Below are 18,486 nucleotides of genomic sequence, written 5' to 3'. Positions count from 1 at the left end.
CGTTCGGATGAAATACTCAAGTCTACTCCCCATTGTATCCGCTCAAAATCGGCAAGGGAATAATGGCATATTGCGAAAATGTACCTTATTTTGATATCTTCATCTCAAAGTAGCACATCCCATTCCCCCGAAAGGAGCCGAGCGAACCTGAAGCCGTACCGTAAGCCGTTCTTCGGCGACCCGCTCTTCCCCGTCGACATCGTGTTCCAAGGCCTTAAGAAACCGGAGAACGAGCTTCCGGACCATCTGCACGACCGCTACGAGCTTGTCTACGTTCATCAGGGACGAGGCACGTTCTTTATCGACGAGACGTTCTATGAGAAGACCGCCGGCGACTTGTTCGTCATCCCCGGGAACACGATTCACCGGTCGTTCCCGGACGAGGCGGACCCGATCGTCTCCACCGCCCTGTTCTTCGCGCCGGCTCTCGCCGCCGAGGCACCGTCGGAAGAGGACGGATACCGTCCGCTGCGGTGCTTCGAGTCGGCCCGGAAGCGGAAGCGATACAAGCTCGAGCTCGCAGCCGACGCAAGAGACGACGCGGAGCGAATGCTCGGGCGGATCCACGAGGAGCTGGAAGGTCGGCGGCTCGGCTACCGCGAGGCCGTCCGCTTGCTGCTGCGCGAGCTGCTGCTCCGGCTGAACCGCTTGGCGCCGGCCGAAGGCCGAAGCGACGGCGGGCCGGACCTCCGCATCGCTCCGCCGTGGATGGATGCCGTCCTGCGGGAGCTGGACCTGCGGCCGGGCTCCGCGTCCGGCTTGTCCGAGCTGTCCCGCCGGGCGAACGTCTCCCCGGCCCACTTCTCCCGCGTGTTCAAGCGGCTGACCGGCATGAACGTGACCGACTACTTGAACGCGAAGCGAATCGTTCGGGCCAAGGAGCTGCTGCGGGATTCGAGCGAGCAAATCGGCGAGATCGCCGAGGGCTGCGGCTTCGACAGCATGCCCCATTTTCACCGCGTGTTCAAATCGTTGACCGGCCTGACGCCCGGCGCGTATCGCAAGGAGCATTCCGGACTGGCCGATTGAAATAAAAACATAGCTATGGATAATACAACTGGGTTTACCAAATAATGATTTCAAACAAATGTTTTGGGGGATCTTTATGGACAAAGGGGATTTCAAACTCACCTCCGCTGAAATCGGGACACTGTGGGGCGAATATATTAACGGAACGGCCGTTGATGCTGTAAATCGATACATGTTACGTATTGTAGAAGATGAAAACATAAAAACGCTGTTTGACGAAGCGGTAACGACATATGGGAAACAAAAACAGCAAATCGCAGCGTTTCTGGAGAAAGAAGGGTTTCCGATCCCCATCGGATTTAACGAATCCGACCTGAATCCAAGGGCTCAAAGACTGTTTTCGGACGCCTTCTGTTTGCAGTACCTGCACATCATCACGCTTCATGGGTTGTTGGGACATATCACGTCGCTTTCCGCTTCGGTACGGAAGGATCTGCGGGAATTTTATGACGGGTGCGACAACGACGGGAAGAACATGTACCACAAAACCATAGAGTTGCTGTTGGAAAAGGGACTGTTCCAAAGAGATCCTTACTTCTATCCCGGGGAAACCCCCGAATACGTGCAGGGTCAAACGTTTTTACATGGCTTCTTTGGCGACAAACGCCCTTTAGCCGCAACTGAAATGATCGCCCTCTCCTTTAATTTGAAAAAGAAAATACTGGAGAAGACGCTCTCCATTGCATTTAGCCAAGTCACGCAACAAGAAGACGTGAGGAAGTTTTTTATGTCGACGCAGGAAGTTTCCAATGCTCAAATTCAAACGCTTAGCGACATTTTGCGCGGCGACCATTTGCCCGTTCCTACGTCGTGGGAAACCGAGATAACAACTTCGACCGTGTCCCCTTTCTCGGACAAATTAATGCTGTTCCACATCGGATTTTTAATGCAAGCGTCGCAAGCCTATCATGGCACAGGCCTGGCATCCGCGATGCGAATAGACCTTGCAGCCCAGTACGAGAAAATCATTCTAAGAAACCTCATGGTCACGAAAGAATGGTTTGATCTTATGACAAAGCATCAATGGTTAGAGCAGCCGCCGCTTGCACCCAATCGAAACCTGATTGCGAATGGAAAGTGAGGAAAGAGAACTTCCCTTGCAAAAAACAGAGGCACCAACGACGAGTAAACGCGTCGAGGTTCTGTTATGGTGTATCGCATTGCCGGGCTTCGGTCAACTATTAAACCGCAAATATGTAAAAGCCGTTTTGTTCCTTGGATTGGAGTTTCTCGTTAACCTGCAGTCTAATTTTAACGCCGCGATTCAGTTGAGTTTTAGGGGGCAAATCGATAAGGCTATCAGCCAAACCGATTATCAATGGCTAATGTTTTACCCCTGCCTCTATCTGTTTTCCTTGTGGGATGCTTACAGGGATGCAGGCGGCGGAGGTGCTCCCTATGCTTTTCTCCCTTTTGTGTTGTCCGCCTTTTTTACGACCGTCGGGCTCATCTACTCCTCGAATGTAATTCTGTTCGGGAGCTTATGGGGTCCTGTTTGGCTGCCGATTTTATTTTGTATCATTGGTTTTGGTCTGGGATGGTTGCTTAAAGGATTATTGAGCTGAGGATCCCAGGGCGTTGCGCGGTGCCCGTATCGCGGAACAAGGCCGCCGATCATTTCTCGGCAGCCTTGTTCCGGATACTGTTCGATAGTCGTTACTTCTTCACTTTATAGAACTCATGATACAGCTTCATGAGCGCCCGCTTCTCGATTCGCGATACGTAGGAACGGCTGATGCCGAGCTCCTTGGCGATTTCCCGCTGCGTCCGCTCGTCCCCGCCGGTCTCGAGGCCGAATCGCGCCTTGATGACTTCCTGCTCCCGTTCGTCCAATACGTCGAGATGCTTATAAATTTTCCGCTTCTCGATCTCCAGCTCTACCTGTTCGCCGACCGTATCCGGATCCGTCCCCAAAATGTCGATCAACGAAATCTCGTTGCCCTCTTTATCCGTTCCGATCGGGTCGTGGAGCGACACGTCCTTCTTTTGCTTTTTCATGGAGCGCATATGCATGAGAATCTCGTTCTCTATGCAACGAGCGGCGTACGTCGCCAGCTTCGTCCCCTTCCCGGCGGAATAGCTTTCCACCGCCTTGATCAATCCGATCGTCCCGATCGAGATGAGATCCTCGGGATCGCCGGCGTTGTCGAACTTCTTCACCACATGGGCGACCAAGCGCAGGTTATGTTCGATCAACATATTCCTGGAGTCCTGATGTCCCTCCGCCATAAGCTTAAGGTGCTTTGCCTCTTCGGCCTCGGACAGCGGCTGCGGGAACGCGTTGTTTTTGACATAAGACACCAAGAGCATTAACTGTTTAATGAAAATCGCAATCATTGCAAATAAACCAGGCACGTTCGAACACCCCCTGAAGTTTTGCACGCCCCGTCCTCCGGAAAAAACAGGGACGTCGCATCCCTACATTGTATGTGGGCGTTCGCCTATTCGTGCATGTACACGCTCGAGGCGCCCCCGTTCGCCGGCATGAAAAGTATTCGACAATTGTACAATGTCGTTTGTTAAAATCCGAGTCGGAGCGAACGCCCTTGACATACCACCTACTACGTGTTACTTTATAGCAGTAGTAAGTAATACTGCATACATGTGATACAGAATAGCAAAGGGTGATTGTGCTGGAAAACCTAACGGAAATGCTCAAAGGGGTGCTCGAGGGCTGTGTCCTTGAAATTATTAGCCGCAATGAAACCTACGGCTACGAAATCACGCGACGGCTGAACGCCCTTGGCTTCACAGATGTTGTGGAGGGAACGGTGTACACCATCCTGATCCGGCTTGAAAAAAACAAGTTAGTGGAGATCACCAAGAAGCCCTCCGACATGGGACCGCCGCGAAAGTTTTTCGCGATCAACGACGCGGGGCGCGAGGAACTGCGTAAGTTCTGGGACAAATGGGAGTTCGTATCGTCAAAAATGAACGAGTTAAAGGAGAAAGAATTATGAACTTTTGGGAAAAAATCACCGGCAGCGACATGACTAAAGAAATGAAAAAATTCGAATCGCGAGCCGAAAAGCTGCCCGCCGATTATCAAGCTGCATGGAAAAAAATCAATGCCAATCTTTGGGCGCACTCGGATTTCACCGGTCGCAACCTCATGCCGATTCTTGACGGCGTGCTTGGCCTGCTCGAAGAAACGGCGGCGGACGGTCAGAGCGTCCAAGAGGTATTGGGCGACGACATCAATGGTTTCTGTTCAGCGCTGGCCGGCGCAGAAGGGGCAAAGTCTTTTCGCGACAAGTGGCGCGAGCAACTCAACAATAATATCGCTAAAAAATTAGGCAAATAGGAGGATAACATGAGAATACGAGATATCATCGAAGGCAAAAAAGAATGGCGAGCGCACGTGACGCGCGTCAAAGCGCTCCCGCAAGATTATCAGATTGTTTATAAAGAGATTCAAAAATATCTGTTTAAGGTCGGCCCTGTCGAGCTAACCGACGGGACGGGTTTGCTCTTGGGGATTGTCGATCTTTTTGAAGAAGGCGCGGCTTTGGGGAAAGGCGTGCTCGAAGTGACGGGCAGCGACGTTGCGGCTTTCTGCGACGATCTAATCAAAGATTCAAAAACGTACGCTGACATCTATCAAGAATCTGTAGACCAAGAAGGTAACAAAACCATGAAAAAGTTTACGGATAAACCAAAGTAAAAGGGGATGTCGGGATGGAAGAAGCGATTGAAGTGAAGGGTCTGCGAAAGTCTTTCAAGGACACAGAAGTCCTAAAGGGCGTCGATTTCGAAGTGAAGCGAGGCGAGATCTTCGCCCTGCTTGGCTCCAACGGCGCGGGTAAGACGACGATTGTCAGAATCCTCACAACGCTGCTCAAACAGGACGGAGGCACCGCCACCGTAAACGGATTCGATGTCGCGACAAAACCCGAGAAAGTGCGGCAGGCGATCAGTCTGACCGGACAATTTGCCGCCGTGGACGAAATATTGACCGGGCGGGAAAATCTGATTATGATCGCCAAACTGCGCCATCTTAATCATCCGCGTCATATCGCGGATGATTTACTGAATCGCTTTGACTTGAACGACGCCGCCGACCGCAAGGTGTCCACCTATTCGGGCGGTATGCGCCGGAGGCTCGACATTGCCATGAGCCTGATCGGAAATCCGCAGCTCATCTTCCTCGACGAGCCGACCACAGGCCTTGACCCCGAGGGGCGCATCGAGGCTTGGAAGATTGTCAAGGAGCTTGCCGAAGGCGGCACAACGGTATTCCTGACCACTCAATATTTGGATGAGGCCGAACAACTTGCCGATCGAATCGCCATTTTGCACAAGGGCAAGATTATTGCCGAAGGCACGCTTGAGGAACTGAAAAAGCTGTTCCCGCCCGCAAAGACGGAGTACGTGGAAAAACAACCTTCGTTGGAGGAGATATTCCTCGCAATCATTGGCAAAAAGGAGGGAAAATAACAATGAATGAGTTTTTTTTCAGCGACATGAGCGTGATGCTTGGACGTTCCATGCGCCATATTTTACGAAGCATGGACACCATCATCACGGTTTGCATCACTCCGATTGCGATGATGCTGCTGTTCGTCTATGTATTCGGCGGCGCGATCCAAAGCGGTATGGATAACTATGTGAACTACCTGCTGCCCGGTATCCTGCTGATTGCGATTGCAAGCGGCATATCCTATACGGCTTACCGCCTGTTTTTGGATAAGCAACGGGGCATCATTGAGCGGTTCCACTCCATGCCGATTGCGCGTTCCTCCTTGCTGTGGGGGCACGTGCTAACCTCGGTGGTATCCAACCTCCTTTCCGTTATCGTCATCATTCTCGCAGCGCTCATTATGGGCTTTCGCTCGTCGGCGGGGGTTCTGTCTTGGCTTGCCGTGGCCGGTATACTCGTACTGTTTACGCTGGCTTTGACTTGGGTCGCGGCGATTGCCGGACTGTCCGCGAAATCGGTGGAAGGGGCCAGCGCGTTTTCCTATCCGTTAATCTTCCTGCCGTTTATCAGTTCGGCCTTTGTGCCGACCGAAACGATGCCGTCAGTCGTGCGCGCCTTTGCCGAAAATCAGCCGGTGACCTCGATCGTAGAAACCATCCGCGCTCTGTTGTCAAGTCAACCGGTAGGCAATGATATTTGGGTCGCTCTCGCGTGGTGCTTAGGGATATCGATCGTCGCATATCTATTTGCGGTGCGCGCATACCAACGGAAAGCAGCTTAAGTTTTGCTCATCGTATATACAGCGGTAGTCCAGGACTTTATTTTTCTGTCCAAGGCTACCGCTGTTTGTTTGTTCAAGCCGGTCTAACATTTCGACGCATCAATTCTATCCTTTATTTTCACTGCACGGCAGTCTCCGCAGAGACGGCTCCGCTTCCCCGTTACCGGTTCGGATTCCCCGGTTGACTAGGTTTGCCCGGATCGTCTCTCCCAGGTTTATCGACTTCGATCGTATAAGTCTGCTTCGATTTCCCGTCCGTCCCCGTCACATGGACGATCGCTTTCCATTCTTTCGGACGCAGATCCTCTACGTACACCGTTGCGCCCGGCTGCGTCGGAACGGCAGCGATGTCCGCCATCGGCAGCATCGACGTCTTGTAGTTCCGAACCCCCGGCGAGAAGCCCGCAAGCGGCCGGCCGCCGATCGCGATCGAGGCGAGCGTCGCGTCCGTCTCCGGCACGGCGATGCGGGACAGCTTCGAACCGGCCTCCGGCGCAAAGTAGATGCTGCCGTCGACGCCGAGCGTCATCAGGTTGACGAAGCCGCCGTACAGTTCCTTGTATCGGAGCGTCTCGGGATCGATCGCGATCAGCTTCCTCGACAAGGTCGTATACAGCATGCCGTCTGGCCCCCACTCGAGCTCGTACGGCAGCCACTTGCTGGAGTTGTACAAGCTTGGGCCGATCTGTTTGCTTTTCACGATCTCTTTCGTAGACGCGTCCATTGCGAAAATGGTTCCGTCCACGACGCCCCATAACAAGCCGTCGGGACCGAAGGCGATCGAGCCGATCATGCGCGGCGCTTCGTCGATCTCCAGATCGTCGAGCGTAAACTCGTCGATCTTCCGCTCGTTTTCGACGTCCCATACGAAAATTTTCGCCTCTTGCTCGGAAGGATCCTTCCCGAGGCCGCCCCACACGGTCGTACTGCCGTATAGCAATCCGTCCTTGTAGGCGAGACCGATAATGCTTTGGTTCGCGACCAGCTCCTCGTGATCGAACTGCTTCCATACGTTCGTCGCTTCGTCGTACACGGCGAGCGCGCCGCCGAGGAAGCCGTAATCCGGCACCGTGCCGACGAACAGCTTGTCGTCTCCCGACGTAATGACGAACGGGCGGTCTTGATGCTCGATGTCGAATACCGGCCTCGGGTTCTGATTCAGCGCGATTTCCTTCGTCGGGTCGTAGTCGTACATGATCGCCCCGACGTACGTACCGTAGTACACTTTGCCGTTCATGAAGCCGATGCCCTCCGGCTGCGCGAAGGAGGAAATATTTACATCGATATTGTTCGTGAACGGGTTATAGATGCTCATGCCCCGCTGATAGCCGCCCATGTAAATTCTTCCGTCGAAGCCGGTCTTGAGCGATTGGATGCCGACCGGCTGCGCTCCGATCTCCAGCTCGACGAAAGACATCCACTTGTCTTTCGGATCGATGAGAATATACTCCCCGTATTGGGTGATCAGGGCCAGCACGGTTTGACCGGCTTTCTCCCCGCTTCGCATCTCGATCCACGCGTAATCCTTCACGCGCGCCGTATCCGGCAGCTCGTAGGGGAGTACGATTTCGGTTTGCTGCTTTGCGGCGATATCGTACTTGTAAAATTTGGTGAGGTATTTGTAGTAGATCGCGTTCGGATCGTCCGGCGACGGCTCGGAAATCATCGCGCTATGCTGGAACGTACCTTCGACCTCGCCGGACGCGATGTCGATGACGACCATGTTCACCGTGCTCACCGACACGAACAGCTTGCCGTTCAGGACGAACACGTCCGCCATGATGCCGGCTTTGCCGGAATAGCCCGGCACGTCGATTTCCGTCTTCTCGCCGGTGACGCGGTCGATCTTGTACAGCCGCATCGTCGCGCCGAGCGCGGCATAAATGTACTGATCGTCTACTGCGATGCCGCGAACGTATTGCTGTCCGTTCTCGACCGTACCGTAATTGCGGAATGCGCCGGTCGTAAAGTCATACTCGAACACTTTACCGTACGACGTCGTGTTGAAGGTACCGCCGTACATTTTGTCGCCGATCGTCGTAAGCTCCCAAACCCAGTTGTCTGTTTGATTGTAGCCGAGATTTTCCACCCGTTTCTCGAGAGGCAAATAACGATACAGGTTGCCGGTTTCCGTACCCGAGAAGTAGACGTTCTTATCCGGACCGATCGTCATCGCCCAGGTGGCGATCGTGCCCGGGATGACTTCCTGGAACTTCAGCTCGCCCGTCTCGCCGTCGACGGCGAAGAACGTTCCGGGACTTCCGTTCGTAACGAAGTAAGCTTCGTTCTCCCCGGCCGCGTTCGTCTGAATCGCGCCCGCCTGCCCCAGGTTGACCTTCACCATGTCCCCGAGGGAGATCGGCGCTTGATACGTGCGATCGAGCGGAACCTCCGGCGGCTGGACCGTAATCGCGACATCGTCGAAGTACGCTTCGGTCAAGCTCGGCTCGCCGGAGCTGAGCCCTACTCTCGCGGACACGGCGCCCGCCGGCACCTTGGACAGCACTCTCATGGCGGACCACTTCCGCGTACCGAGCGAATTGCTGGAGAACAACGTCTCGTTCGCGCCGACCTGCGCGTTGTTCGCGCCGTAATAATACACCTGCAAGACGATGTTGTGCGTCTGCGACAACACGTACGCGTTCGCCGAGACGACGATCGTCTCTCCGGCCGTGACCGCCACCTTGTCGCTCATGGCGCGCGTCCAAGCGGTCGTAGACGAGTCCTTGAAATACAAGCTGTACGTTCCCGTAAGCGCCGCCGCATCGCTGCGCTCCAACGTTCCCGTCGTCAGCGCGCCCAGGCTCCAGCCCGGAATCGCGCCGCCGACCAAGTCGGCTTCGAAGCTAGGGTTCTGAACGCTTGTCGGCAACGGCGTCTCAGCCGGGACGACCGTAACGCTCGCATCGTCCATGTATACCTTCGTCAGGCTCGGGAAGCCGGAATACAGCCCCACCTTGAAGGAAGCCGTGCCGGCCGGCGCCTTCATCGACACGGTCGCTTGGAACCACGTACCGACGGGAACGGCGTCCTTCCCATAGTTCGTGAAAGCGTTCAGGCCGATTTGCGTGCCTGCCGCGTTGTAGAAGTGTATGACCGGCTGCACGCCGTGCGATTGATCCGCGGCGGCTGCCTTGTAAATATAGATGCCGAACGAGACGGTATCGCCCGCGCCGGCCGCAAGCGGCTCGCTCAACACGCGATAGCTGCCTATAGGCGACGCCCCGGCCGTCCGATCGTGAAACAGTAAGCTATGGCTTCCCGTCCTTGCGTACACGTCGCTGACGACCGTCGTTCCGTACGCGGCCGTCGCCGAATCGACGGTCCAGCCCGGAACCGCTCCTTCGGTCGATTCCAGCTCGAAGCCCGGGTTCGTCAACGTCGCGCCGAAGACGTCCGCGGCTTCGGCGACCTGATGTTGCGTCGGAAGCGTTTGCGCAAGTAAACAAAAACAAATCGTGAAGAGGGCCAGTAATCGAATGCTTTTGCGCCTCAATCGTTTCACTCCCCGTTCGTCGTTATAAGAATTGCAATAATTTTCTGACATGTAATGGCAAAAAAAGAGCAGCAACGTTCCGATTCCCCTTGGCATCTACCTCCATTTTCTGTATCATATCTATATCACATCTACGGGTTATTGTATTATTCACCCATCTGCCTGTCAATATGGCCGACGTATCGTTTGCCTGGTTTTGTGTTGTCTTTTTTTATTGCTGAGCTAAAATAACAAGAGATAGAAAAATAAGGGAGAGAGGAGAGTCGCCTAGTGGAGAATAAGCCGAGTCGCACGACGTTCCGCGAACGCATGGACGAGATGATCGGCGCCTTGCGGAACGATATCGTGTCGGGGAAACTTCAAAGCGGGACCTTCATCCCTTCCATCAATCAGCTAAGCAAGCAATACCGCCTCAGCATTAATTCCGTGCAGAAGGGATTGGACGAACTGGTCGCCGAATCGCTGATCGAACGCATCCCGCGCGTCGGCATTCGCGTGACGGATACGCGGGAACACAAGGCGGTATCGATCTCGGTCGGATATTATCCCACGCTCGTCGACGACGTCGACTTGAACCGCTTGACCGAACGCTTTCAGCTGCGATATCCGCACATTCGCGTGAAGCTCGTGCCGCTGCAGCTGTCCAATTACTTCGACGTCGCGGACTACTACCTCAAGAACGAAATCGTGGACGTCATCGCGATCAATCAGATTCACTTCCGCCAATTTTTCGACGCCGACGACGATCTCGAAGACCGGTTCGAGCCGCTCGAGGAAGACGACGGCCTCTATCCGTATTTATCGGATCCGTACCGGGCGAACGGCCGGTTGCTGGTGAAGCCGATCATTTTCTCGCCGGTCGTCTTATGTTATAACAAGCGGCATTTCGCCGAACGAGGCGTTCCCGAGCCGCCGATGGATTGGACATGGTCGGAATTCATGGAATGTTTGGAGCTGCTGGAGAGCGAACACGGGGACGTCATCCTTCCGTTTTACTTTTACCCGAGCACGTCGAACCGTTGGCCGATCTTCATTCTACAGAGCGGGGTCGACTTCGCGGCGCAGCGCTCCGGCAAGCTCGATTGGTCCTGCGCTCCGATTCTCGACAGCATTCAAACGTGCTACGACCTGATACACAGGCAGAAGATGTTCTCCGTTCTGCTGTCCGAGAACGACTTCGGCGTCGAGCGGCTGTTCGCGCAGCAGAAGGTATCCGTGATGATGACATCGTATTTTAACTTGAATCGAATGCGGAACGCGGACCTTACGTTCGACATCGCCCCGCTGCCGTACGTTCATACGCCCAAGACGCTTCTGCTGACGATCGGGCTGGCGCTCAATCGGCGATCGAAGCAGAAGGAGGCGGGACGCGCGTTCATCGATTTCGTCTCGTCTTTCGAATCGCAGCTGCACATCCGAAGGCATACGTACAGCATTCCCGCCCTGCGCCAGGCGGCGGAATGGGAAGGCGAAGAAGCCGGCTATCGTCCGTCTCGGTTCGGGATGTATCGCGACATCGTCCATACGTATGCCCAGTTATACGATCTAGAGCTCCGAGCCGGCGATCGCGAACGATTGTTGGCCGCCATGAACATGTATTGGATGGGCTTGCAGAGCATCGAGACGACGATCTCCCAATTGTCCGCGATCGGCGGATTCGCGCCGGCGAAGTAAACCTATGAAGACGCAAAACAAGGTGCTGTTCCCCGTCATCTCGAGCTGGGGGCGGCACCTTGCTTGTTACCGATCGTTGTTATGCGGTTGCGAGGCCCAACGGTTCACTTCCTCCGTCATCCGGTCTCCCCCGAAGCGGCGCCACTCCTCGACGTATCGGTCGAATTGTTCGAGAGGTCCCTCGCCCATGATGATCCGCGTGAAGGTTTCGTCTTGCAGCCGAAGCAAGGGCGCCAAGCGCTCGACCATCGTCGGCGTCGCCGCGCCTTGGAAAGCGTTGAAGCGCCCCCCTCCGCTATTGTCGTACGCGTCGATCACGCTGTACGAGCCCTCGGGCCCGAAGACTGCCGAGGAAAACCACATGTCTCGGTCGCCGGCGAAGTATTGCGTCAGCCGGTCGTAATGCAGACTGGCCGGAAACGGGAGCCCGTCGCCTTCTCCCGAAGACAAGGCCTCTTGTACCTGCCGATACGCTTCCAAGTTCACCGTGAGCGGGTCGATCGTGACCGGTTGGTACCGGCCCGGGAAGATGCCGTCGGGGCTGGAGACGAACGGGTTCGGCTCCGGCGCGTAATTGATCTCGTAGAAGTGCCGAAGATAGATGTTCGCCAGCTTGATCATCGCCTCCGGATGCCGCGCTCCCTTCTTAACGACGTAGAAGCTGTCCGCGGCGTCCATAAGCTGCGGCTTCGCGGGAGCCCCGTCGGCGGAAGCGATCGGATACGGTTTCCACTCCGCATTCGGGTCGTTGTCGACGTTCACCTTATGGATGTAGCCTCCGTCCGAGACGGAGCCGTAAGCCAATCCGAGCTTGCCCGACGCGATCTCCTCCGTCAGCTTCGTCCAAGGCTTGACCGCGAACTCCGGATCGATGACTCCCGCCGCGTACATGTTCCGGAGGCGGGCCAGCGCCGTCTTCATCTCCGGTTGGATCGACCCGAAGACGAGTCGACCGTCCGAATCCTCGATCCAGATTTCCGGGTATGCGCCGAAGCCGTTGAAAAACCCTTTGAGCGAACCGTGATACAGAAACAACTCGTTGTTGACGCCAAGCCCCGAGGTATCGTCGATCCCGTTCCCGTCCGGATCGTTCTTGGCGAACGCCGTCGCGATGTCGACGACGTCGTCGATCGTCCGCGGCTCGGGCAAGCCGAGCTTCTTTAGCCAATCGACGCGCACCCACAGCATCTCCGCCGTGCTGACGCCGCCGTTCACCATCATCTTCGGCAGTCCGGCCAGCTTGCCGTCGAACGTCGCGGCCTGCAGGCTGACGCCGTCGTCCTGCCGGAGCAGCTCTTTCAGAAACGGACTACCGTACTGTTGCAGCAAGCCGGACAGGTCCTCGAGCTGGCCGGCTTCGTGCAGCCGCTTCATCTCCTCCTTCGAGGCGAGGAAGAAGTCCGGCAGCTCTCCCGACGCGATCGAGATGTTCAGCTTCTGAGCATATTGCAGCGAATCGACGATCCATAAATTACGGACTCGGATGCCGTACCGTTCTTCGAAGATCCTCGTCCAGATGTTATCGTCTAGCGATTCCCCTTCGACGAATTTCATCGCTTGGTCGGTACTGCGAACGGTCGACACCTCGATCGGCGGGTCGTATCGATATAGCGGATCCGTCATGGACAAGCTTTCCTCCCGATCCAAGTCCGCATCGCCGGACCTCTCATTGCCGGGGCTTTCCCCTCCGATGCAGGCGGATAACGCGAGCAGCAGCGCGACCGCGGCGAATGTCATCCGCTTCATAACCCTACAGCGCCTCCATCCCTTTGCTGCTTTCCCTATACTCCTGAGGCGTTACCCCGACCTTCTTGCGGAACAACCGGGTGAAGTACGGCGCCGATTCGAGGCCGACCTCCGCGGCGATATCGTGAATTTTCTTCTCCGTCGTCTTCAGCAGCAGCTTGGCCTTCTGAATTCTCGTCTCGTTGATATACTCCAACAAGCCTTGGCCCGTGATCTGTTTGTACATTCTGGAGAAGTAAGGCGGACTCAAATACACGACTTCGGCCAGCTTCGTGAGCGACAGCTCCTCGTGCAAAAACTGATGGATGTATCGATGCGCCCGGTCGATGATATCGTGGGTGCGCTCCTTCTGCCGATGTCCGTTGTGCTCGGCGATCGCGGTCCCGAGTTTCCCGAAGAAGTCGATCATCCCGTGGAGTCCGGAATGACGGTCCGCGTTGTAGATTTTCTCGGTATGGACATGCTTTCCGATCGCCCCGAACAGCTCCCGCTTGTTCATATACGTCAGGAAGAACGCCGAGATGTGGGAAAATACTTCGAGGCCGAGCCATTTCCCGTCTTCATCGGAAAACAGCGTCTCGTCCACCTGGAACAACTCATCGTACAAGTCAACGAACGACCCCTTCATCCCGTTGTCCATATACGATTCCAGCAAGTCCAGCTTGTGAATGTTGGATCGGAGCCGGCCGATTTCGTGGAGCAGCCGGCTCGAACGGCGCGACGGCTCCTCCCCGGGCAGAGCCGTGAGGAGCACCTCCTCGCCGGCGCCCAATCGGAACGTAAGCTGCAGCTTCAGCTCTTCGATTCGGCTGGAGACGCTCTCCCACGCGACCGGTTCGCCGGACAACGCGATGGAGAAGGGGACCTTAAGCAAGCTCTTGCAGGCGGCTTGAATCCGATCGGCGCATACCTCCTGCGCGCCGCGGGCCGATTCCGCGGATTCCCCTTCCTTCGGCTGAATGAGCCAGACGGTGCGCGTCCGGTCGTATTGGAACGTGACGATGCGCACCGCCGGTTTGAAGTATTCCTCCGCGATATTATGGATGGAATAAAACAGCAGCACGCGGTCCGCCGGCGCGGCGAAGGAGCCCCATTCGTCGATCCGACCGAGCGCCGCGAACACGGGCGCGCCCGGATCGAGATCGATGTCCAGCTCCTCGAACCGCTTCCGCCGGGCGGCCGCGCCGTCGACGTCGCCTTGGAGAAACTCGACCAGGTAATCCCGGCGAAGCGACGGGAGCGCAAGGTGCACCTGCTGCCTCGCCTTCTGCAAAATTTGCTTCTCGTTCACCTCGGCTTCGATATCCGCGACGGCCTTCTCGATCGCGGCGACGATGACGGCGTCGCCTTCGGTCTTGAGCACATAGTCGACGCCGCCCTTGCGCAGCGCCGACTGAACATATTCGAAATCGTTGTAGCCCGTCAGGAAGATGACCCGACAGCGCGGATATCGCTTCAAGATTTCGTCGGCCAACTCCATTCCGTTCATGCCGGGCATGCGAATGTCCGTAAGCAGCACGTCCACGCCGCCGGAACCGAGCTTCGCGAGTGCCTCCTTCCCCGAATACGCCTTCGCGATGTCGAGTTGGAGATTCGGCGTCTCGAGCAGCGTCTCCACCAAGTAGTTCACTGCTAGCGGCTCATCGTCGACGATCAATAATTTCTGCATGTCAGGCTCCTCCTTCCGGTGCGCCCGTCTCCGGCGGCAGGTTCGCCGGAAGCGTAATGACGACGACCAATCCCGGCTCGCCGGAGGCGAGTCGAACGCCGGCGCGTTCGCCGTATTTCAACTTCAAGCGCCGATGCACGTTCAGCATGCCGGTCACCTCGCGGATCGGCTGATCGAGCCGGAACGCTTCCCGCCACGCCTCGAACTGCTCGTCGCTCATGCCCGCTCCGTTGTCCCGGACGACGATGGACAGCAGCGGTTCGTTCCCCGGCGACCGTTCGAGCGCGAAGCCGATCTGAAGACGGCAATCGTCCAAGTCGAGGTCGAACCCATGCTGGTAAGCGTTCTCCACGATCGGCTGCAGGATGAGGCGAGGCACCGGGACGGCGCGCGCCTCGGCCGGCGGATCCTCCAGCGTCACGCGGATACGGTCCGCGAAGCGGATCGATTGAATTTCCGTATACGCCCGCACATGCCGGATTTCATCCTCGAGGCGAACCTCTTCCTTCGCGTTCCTCGTGAGATATTGATAATAGTCGCCCAGGAATCGGGTGAACCGGGTCGCGTTTTCCACGTCGTGGGCCTTCGTCATCCGATACAGCAAATAGAAGCTGTTATATAGAAAATGGGGGTTGATCTGCGACTGAAGCTGCTTCAGCTCGGATTGCTGCAGATGGATTTTCTGTTCGTACACCTCGTAGATCAGCTTGTTCAGGTGGGCCACCATAAAATTGAACTTCTCGTACATATAGCGGAATTCGTCGTTGCTCTCGTGTCGGATGTCGACCTGCAGGTTACCCTGCTCGACTTTGCGGAACGCGCCGACCATCTTCCGAAGCGGACGGTGAATGACGCGGTAAATCCAATACGCGAAGACGAGCACGACCGACAGAGCGATGCCGGATATTAACCACATATACGTCCGGTATTTCTGCAGCGGCCCCATGACTTCTCGCTCCGGAACGTATACGATCATATGCGAATGGATCGACGGCGAGTAGACGCGCACCGTCAAGTAATGTTCATCCTGAAGCGTCAGCGTCGCCGTTCTGGCTTCGGACGGCCCGCCGACGACGGCGTCCTGCTCCGCCCACAGGGAGAGCTGCGCCTCCACTTGATCTTTAATCTTATCATAGGAAGCCGCATGCTTCTCGCTGACGATCGCGACGCGCTCCTGCACCAATACCGCGCCGCCGTTCTCGTAACCGGGCAGCTGTTCGAGGAACCGGTACAGCGCTGGCACCGACACTTGCAGCTCCAGGACGAAGTTCGGATCGCGCACATCCAAATTGAACGGGCTCGGGTAATATTCCCGAATGAACAATTCCCCGTCCTTATGGACGAAGGGCAGAGACGCAAGAATCGCATCCGACTTGAGCTCCTCCAGCCGGACCCGGTCGAGCGTATTGACCCCTCCGTTAGAGGAAATAATCCGCCCGATCGACGGGATGTACGCTCTGGCTCTGGAGATGTAGAGGCTGGACTCCTTAATCAGGCTGAGACGCGCTTGAAGCCGCCTCATCGCCATCACCCGTTCATACGTCGACAGCCGCTCTTCGAGCACGGAGAGCGACCCCAAATCTTCGTCGGCCATAAATTCGCGCTGTAGCGCCATCATCCGTTCGAATTCGGTCTCCAGCGACGTCGAGTAGAATTCGGCCTGCTGACGCAGCGACTCGGATATTTCTTGCTCGACGAATTTCGCCCCCCGGTCGTTGACGAACGCCCCAAGCGCATACAGCGGGGCGATCACCACGAGGAAGGCGAGAACAAGCTTGGTAAAGATCGAAAATCTTCTGCCGGTCGTTCCGAAGAAGCGCATGGCGGTGCTCCTTACTTGCGATTGATATCCACTTGCGGCTTACCCTATTATCACTCCTTCACACTGCCGAGGACAATCCCTTTCGTAAAATGCCGCTGCAGAAACGGATAAACGATCAACACCGGGAGCGCGCCGACGAACAGCTGCGCCGCCTTCGCGGTTCGGTCCGACACCATCTCGAGCAATTCCAGATCGGTCGAGCTGCTGATGATCGCTTGCATGCCTACTACGACGGTGTACAAATAGCTTTGAAGCGGATAATTGTCCGGCGAGTTCATGAATAGAATGCCGTCGAACCAAGAGTTCCAATGCATCACGATCGCGAACAGCGTGACCGTGGCGATCGAAGCCGCCGACAACGGGACGAAGATGCTCCACATGATCCGCCAATGGCCCGCGCCGTCGATTAACGCCGCTTCCTCCAACTCCTTAGGCAGGTTGCGGAAGAAGTTGAGCAGTATAACGACGTTGAATACCGGCACCGCGGCGTGAAGGACGAGCACCCACACCGTATCGAGCAGCCCGAGCAGACGCATCGTCATATACATCGGGATGATCCCGCCGCTGAATAACATCGTAAATACGAAAATCCATACGTAGACCGTTCTCCCCGTTAACGCCGACGCATCCTTCGACAACGGGTACGCCACGAGAATCGTCAGCGCCATATTGAGACTGACGCCGAGCAGTACGCGCAGCAGCGTTACGCCCATCGCCTTCATGAACGCCGATTCCGAGAGCACGAATTCGTACGACTTCGTCGTAAAGTCCACCGGCCAGAGAAATACCTCCCCCGCCGTGGCCGCGCTGTTGGAGCTTAACGAGATGGCGAACAGGTGAATCAACGGCAAGACGCAGACGATCGCCAACAGAGTGAGGAAGCTGTAGTTCATGATTTGGAAAATGCGCATAGACCAAGTGCCGCGTCCGACCATGTGTTGTCCCCCCTTAGAAGATGCGGTAGTTGGCGAAACGATACGCCAGGAAATAAGAAACCGAAATGAGAATGAGCGAGACGACCGATTTCAGCAGCCCCACCGCCGTAGCGAGACCGTACTGCGCTTCGACGAGGCCGATCCGGTAGACGAACGTGTCGATAATGTCCCCGCTCTCGTATACGACCGGGCTGTACAAGTTAAACACTTGCTCGAAGCCCGCGTTCAGAATGCTGCCGATGCTGAGCGTCGCCATCAACACGATGATCGGCGTCATGCCGGGCAGCGTAATATGCCAGATTTGCTTCCAGCGATTCGCGCCGTCCACGATCGCCGCTTCGTACAGCGAAGGATTGATGCCGGCGATCGCGGCCAAATAGACGATCGTGCTGAAGCCGAACTCCTTCCATTCGTTGGAGATGACGAGCGTGTACGGGAACCACTTATTGTCCCCGAGGAAAAACTGGGACTCGAAGCCGAGCCATTGGATGAACAGGTTGACGATCCCTTTGCTGGGCGACAAAATATCGATCAAGATGCCGCTTAAGATGACCCAAGACAAGAAATACGGCAAGTAAATGAGCGTTTGGATCGAACGCTTGTAAAACTCCTTGCGGATTTCGTTCAGCAATATCGCGATCGTCACGGGTACGACGAGTCCGGATACGATTTTCATCGTCGCGATGAAGATCGTGTTCCACACGATACGGTAAAATCCGGGGAGCTCCGTCATATACCGGAAGTTGTCGAGCCCGATCCACTCCGAGCCGAACAGCCCCTTGACCGGCATGAACTTCTGGAACGCGATGACGACCCCGACCATCGGAATGTAGCTGAAGATCAGAATCGCGACGAGGCCCGGAATCAGCATGAGATGCAGCGGCATCTCCAACCGCCATTTCGTAAGCATGTAA

Annotated in this window: 16 protein-coding genes; 9 read left to right on the top strand and 7 right to left on the bottom strand. The window is 56.0% G+C overall.

Translation table 11 applies throughout. The features are described 5' to 3' along the window. Window positions 1-90: 90 nt before the first annotated feature. The 3 genes from FE782_RS05190 to FE782_RS05180 all read left to right on the top strand — a co-directional run bounded on the left by FE782_RS05190 (window position 91) and on the right by FE782_RS05180 (window position 2,594). Entirely contained in the window at window positions 91-1,029 is a 939-nt protein-coding gene (locus FE782_RS05190; RefSeq protein WP_238392349.1) for an AraC family transcriptional regulator, read from the top strand. 76 nt (window positions 1,030-1,105) lie between these two features. Further along, a complete protein-coding gene (locus tag FE782_RS05185) occupies window positions 1,106-2,110 on the top strand; it encodes a DUF3231 family protein (protein WP_138192985.1) in 1,005 nt (334 codons plus the stop codon). A 16-nt stretch (window positions 2,111-2,126) separates the two neighbouring features. Beyond that, the gene (locus tag FE782_RS05180) at window positions 2,127-2,594 is read left to right on the top strand and encodes a hypothetical protein (protein ID WP_238392348.1); all 468 of its coding nucleotides are present in this window, start codon (window positions 2,127-2,129) and stop codon (window positions 2,592-2,594) included. A gap of 91 nt (window positions 2,595-2,685) precedes the next feature. Here FE782_RS05180 and sigK read toward each other — a convergent pair whose 3' ends face one another. Then, on the bottom strand, window positions 2,686-3,384 hold the full coding sequence (gene sigK / locus FE782_RS05175) for an RNA polymerase sporulation sigma factor SigK (protein WP_138192983.1): 699 nt from the start codon (window positions 3,382-3,384) through the stop codon (window positions 2,686-2,688). Between the two features lie 296 nt (window positions 3,385-3,680). Here sigK and FE782_RS05170 point away from each other — a divergent pair, with 296 nt between their 5' ends. Genes FE782_RS05170 through FE782_RS05150 form a run of 5 tightly spaced genes read left to right on the top strand, consistent with a single transcriptional unit; the run spans window position 3,681 to window position 6,230 of the window. Further along, a complete protein-coding gene (locus FE782_RS05170) occupies window positions 3,681-3,989 on the top strand; it encodes a PadR family transcriptional regulator (RefSeq protein WP_274388705.1) in 309 nt (102 codons plus the stop codon). Then, window positions 3,986-4,333, top strand: coding sequence for a DUF1048 domain-containing protein (locus FE782_RS05165; protein ID WP_138192982.1), 348 nt, complete (start codon window positions 3,986-3,988; stop codon window positions 4,331-4,333). Before FE782_RS05170 ends, FE782_RS05165 begins: the two co-directional genes overlap by 4 nt. A gap of 9 nt (window positions 4,334-4,342) precedes the next feature. After that, the gene (locus FE782_RS05160; RefSeq protein WP_138192981.1) at window positions 4,343-4,693 is read left to right on the top strand and encodes a DUF1048 domain-containing protein; all 351 of its coding nucleotides are present in this window, start codon (window positions 4,343-4,345) and stop codon (window positions 4,691-4,693) included. Window positions 4,694-4,707: 14 nt separating this feature from the next. After that, window positions 4,708-5,466, top strand: coding sequence for an ABC transporter ATP-binding protein (locus tag FE782_RS05155; RefSeq protein ID WP_138192980.1), 759 nt, complete (start codon window positions 4,708-4,710; stop codon window positions 5,464-5,466). 2 nt (window positions 5,467-5,468) lie between these two features. Then, window positions 5,469-6,230 carry an ABC transporter permease gene (locus tag FE782_RS05150; protein WP_138192979.1) on the top strand — a complete coding sequence of 254 codons (762 nt, stop codon included), beginning with the start codon at window positions 5,469-5,471 and terminating at the stop codon, window positions 6,228-6,230. 160 nt (window positions 6,231-6,390) lie between these two features. Here the strand turns inward: FE782_RS05150 and FE782_RS05145 are convergent, their stop codons facing one another. Next, window positions 6,391-9,726 (bottom strand): hypothetical protein, encoded by a 3,336-nt coding sequence (locus FE782_RS05145; RefSeq protein ID WP_138192978.1) that lies wholly within the window; start codon window positions 9,724-9,726, stop codon window positions 6,391-6,393. Window positions 9,727-9,996: 270 nt separating this feature from the next. On the opposite strand from FE782_RS05145, the gene FE782_RS05140 reads away from it, so the two are divergent. After that, a complete protein-coding gene (locus FE782_RS05140) occupies window positions 9,997-11,400 on the top strand; it encodes an extracellular solute-binding protein (protein ID WP_138192977.1) in 1,404 nt (467 codons plus the stop codon). Window positions 11,401-11,466: 66 nt separating this feature from the next. Here the strand turns inward: FE782_RS05140 and FE782_RS05135 are convergent, their stop codons facing one another. Genes FE782_RS05135 through FE782_RS05115 form a run of 5 tightly spaced genes read right to left on the bottom strand, consistent with a single transcriptional unit; the run spans window position 11,467 to window position 18,482 of the window. Beyond that, on the bottom strand, window positions 11,467-13,146 hold the full coding sequence (locus FE782_RS05135; protein WP_138192976.1) for an extracellular solute-binding protein: 1,680 nt from the start codon (window positions 13,144-13,146) through the stop codon (window positions 11,467-11,469). A 4-nt stretch (window positions 13,147-13,150) separates the two neighbouring features. After that, on the bottom strand, window positions 13,151-14,815 hold the full coding sequence (locus tag FE782_RS05130) for a response regulator transcription factor (RefSeq protein WP_138192975.1): 1,665 nt from the start codon (window positions 14,813-14,815) through the stop codon (window positions 13,151-13,153). A gap of 1 nt (window position 14,816) precedes the next feature. Next, window positions 14,817-16,637 carry a sensor histidine kinase gene (locus tag FE782_RS05125; RefSeq protein WP_138192974.1) on the bottom strand — a complete coding sequence of 607 codons (1,821 nt, stop codon included), beginning with the start codon at window positions 16,635-16,637 and terminating at the stop codon, window positions 14,817-14,819. Between the two features lie 50 nt (window positions 16,638-16,687). Continuing rightward, window positions 16,688-17,572 (bottom strand): carbohydrate ABC transporter permease, encoded by an 885-nt coding sequence (locus FE782_RS05120; protein WP_138192973.1) that lies wholly within the window; start codon window positions 17,570-17,572, stop codon window positions 16,688-16,690. A 13-nt stretch (window positions 17,573-17,585) separates the two neighbouring features. Next, window positions 17,586-18,482 (bottom strand): ABC transporter permease, encoded by an 897-nt coding sequence (locus FE782_RS05115; protein ID WP_138192972.1) that lies wholly within the window; start codon window positions 18,480-18,482, stop codon window positions 17,586-17,588. Window positions 18,483-18,486: the final 4 nt, after the last annotated feature.

This window comes from Paenibacillus antri (assembly GCF_005765165.1).
GTDB lineage: Bacteria > Bacillota > Bacilli > Paenibacillales > YIM-B00363 > Paenibacillus_AE > Paenibacillus_AE antri.
Note: the sequence above shows the minus strand (reverse complement) of the source record. Positions and strands in the feature narration are given on the sequence as shown.

What these genes read in the sequence shown, in the direction of transcription:
- FE782_RS05135 (WP_138192976.1), bottom strand. Translation starts at nt 13,146, where the DNA reads ATGAAGCGGATGACATTCGCCGCGGTCGCGCTGCTGCTCGCGTTATCC.
- FE782_RS05160 (WP_138192981.1), top strand. Translation starts at nt 4,343, where the DNA reads ATGAGAATACGAGATATCATCGAAGGCAAAAAAGAATGGCGAGCGCAC.
- FE782_RS05115 (WP_138192972.1), bottom strand. Translation starts at nt 18,482, where the DNA reads ATGCTTACGAAATGGCGGTTGGAGATGCCGCTGCATCTCATGCTGATT.
- FE782_RS05185 (WP_138192985.1), top strand. Translation starts at nt 1,106, where the DNA reads ATGGACAAAGGGGATTTCAAACTCACCTCCGCTGAAATCGGGACACTG.
- FE782_RS05150 (WP_138192979.1), top strand. Translation starts at nt 5,469, where the DNA reads ATGAATGAGTTTTTTTTCAGCGACATGAGCGTGATGCTTGGACGTTCC.
- FE782_RS05165 (WP_138192982.1), top strand. Translation starts at nt 3,986, where the DNA reads ATGAACTTTTGGGAAAAAATCACCGGCAGCGACATGACTAAAGAAATG.
- FE782_RS05155 (WP_138192980.1), top strand. Translation starts at nt 4,708, where the DNA reads ATGGAAGAAGCGATTGAAGTGAAGGGTCTGCGAAAGTCTTTCAAGGAC.
- FE782_RS05130 (WP_138192975.1), bottom strand. Translation starts at nt 14,815, where the DNA reads ATGCAGAAATTATTGATCGTCGACGATGAGCCGCTAGCAGTGAACTAC.
- FE782_RS05170 (WP_274388705.1), top strand. Translation starts at nt 3,681, where the DNA reads ATGCTCAAAGGGGTGCTCGAGGGCTGTGTCCTTGAAATTATTAGCCGC.
- FE782_RS05125 (WP_138192974.1), bottom strand. Translation starts at nt 16,637, where the DNA reads ATGCGCTTCTTCGGAACGACCGGCAGAAGATTTTCGATCTTTACCAAG.
- FE782_RS05120 (WP_138192973.1), bottom strand. Translation starts at nt 17,572, where the DNA reads ATGGTCGGACGCGGCACTTGGTCTATGCGCATTTTCCAAATCATGAAC.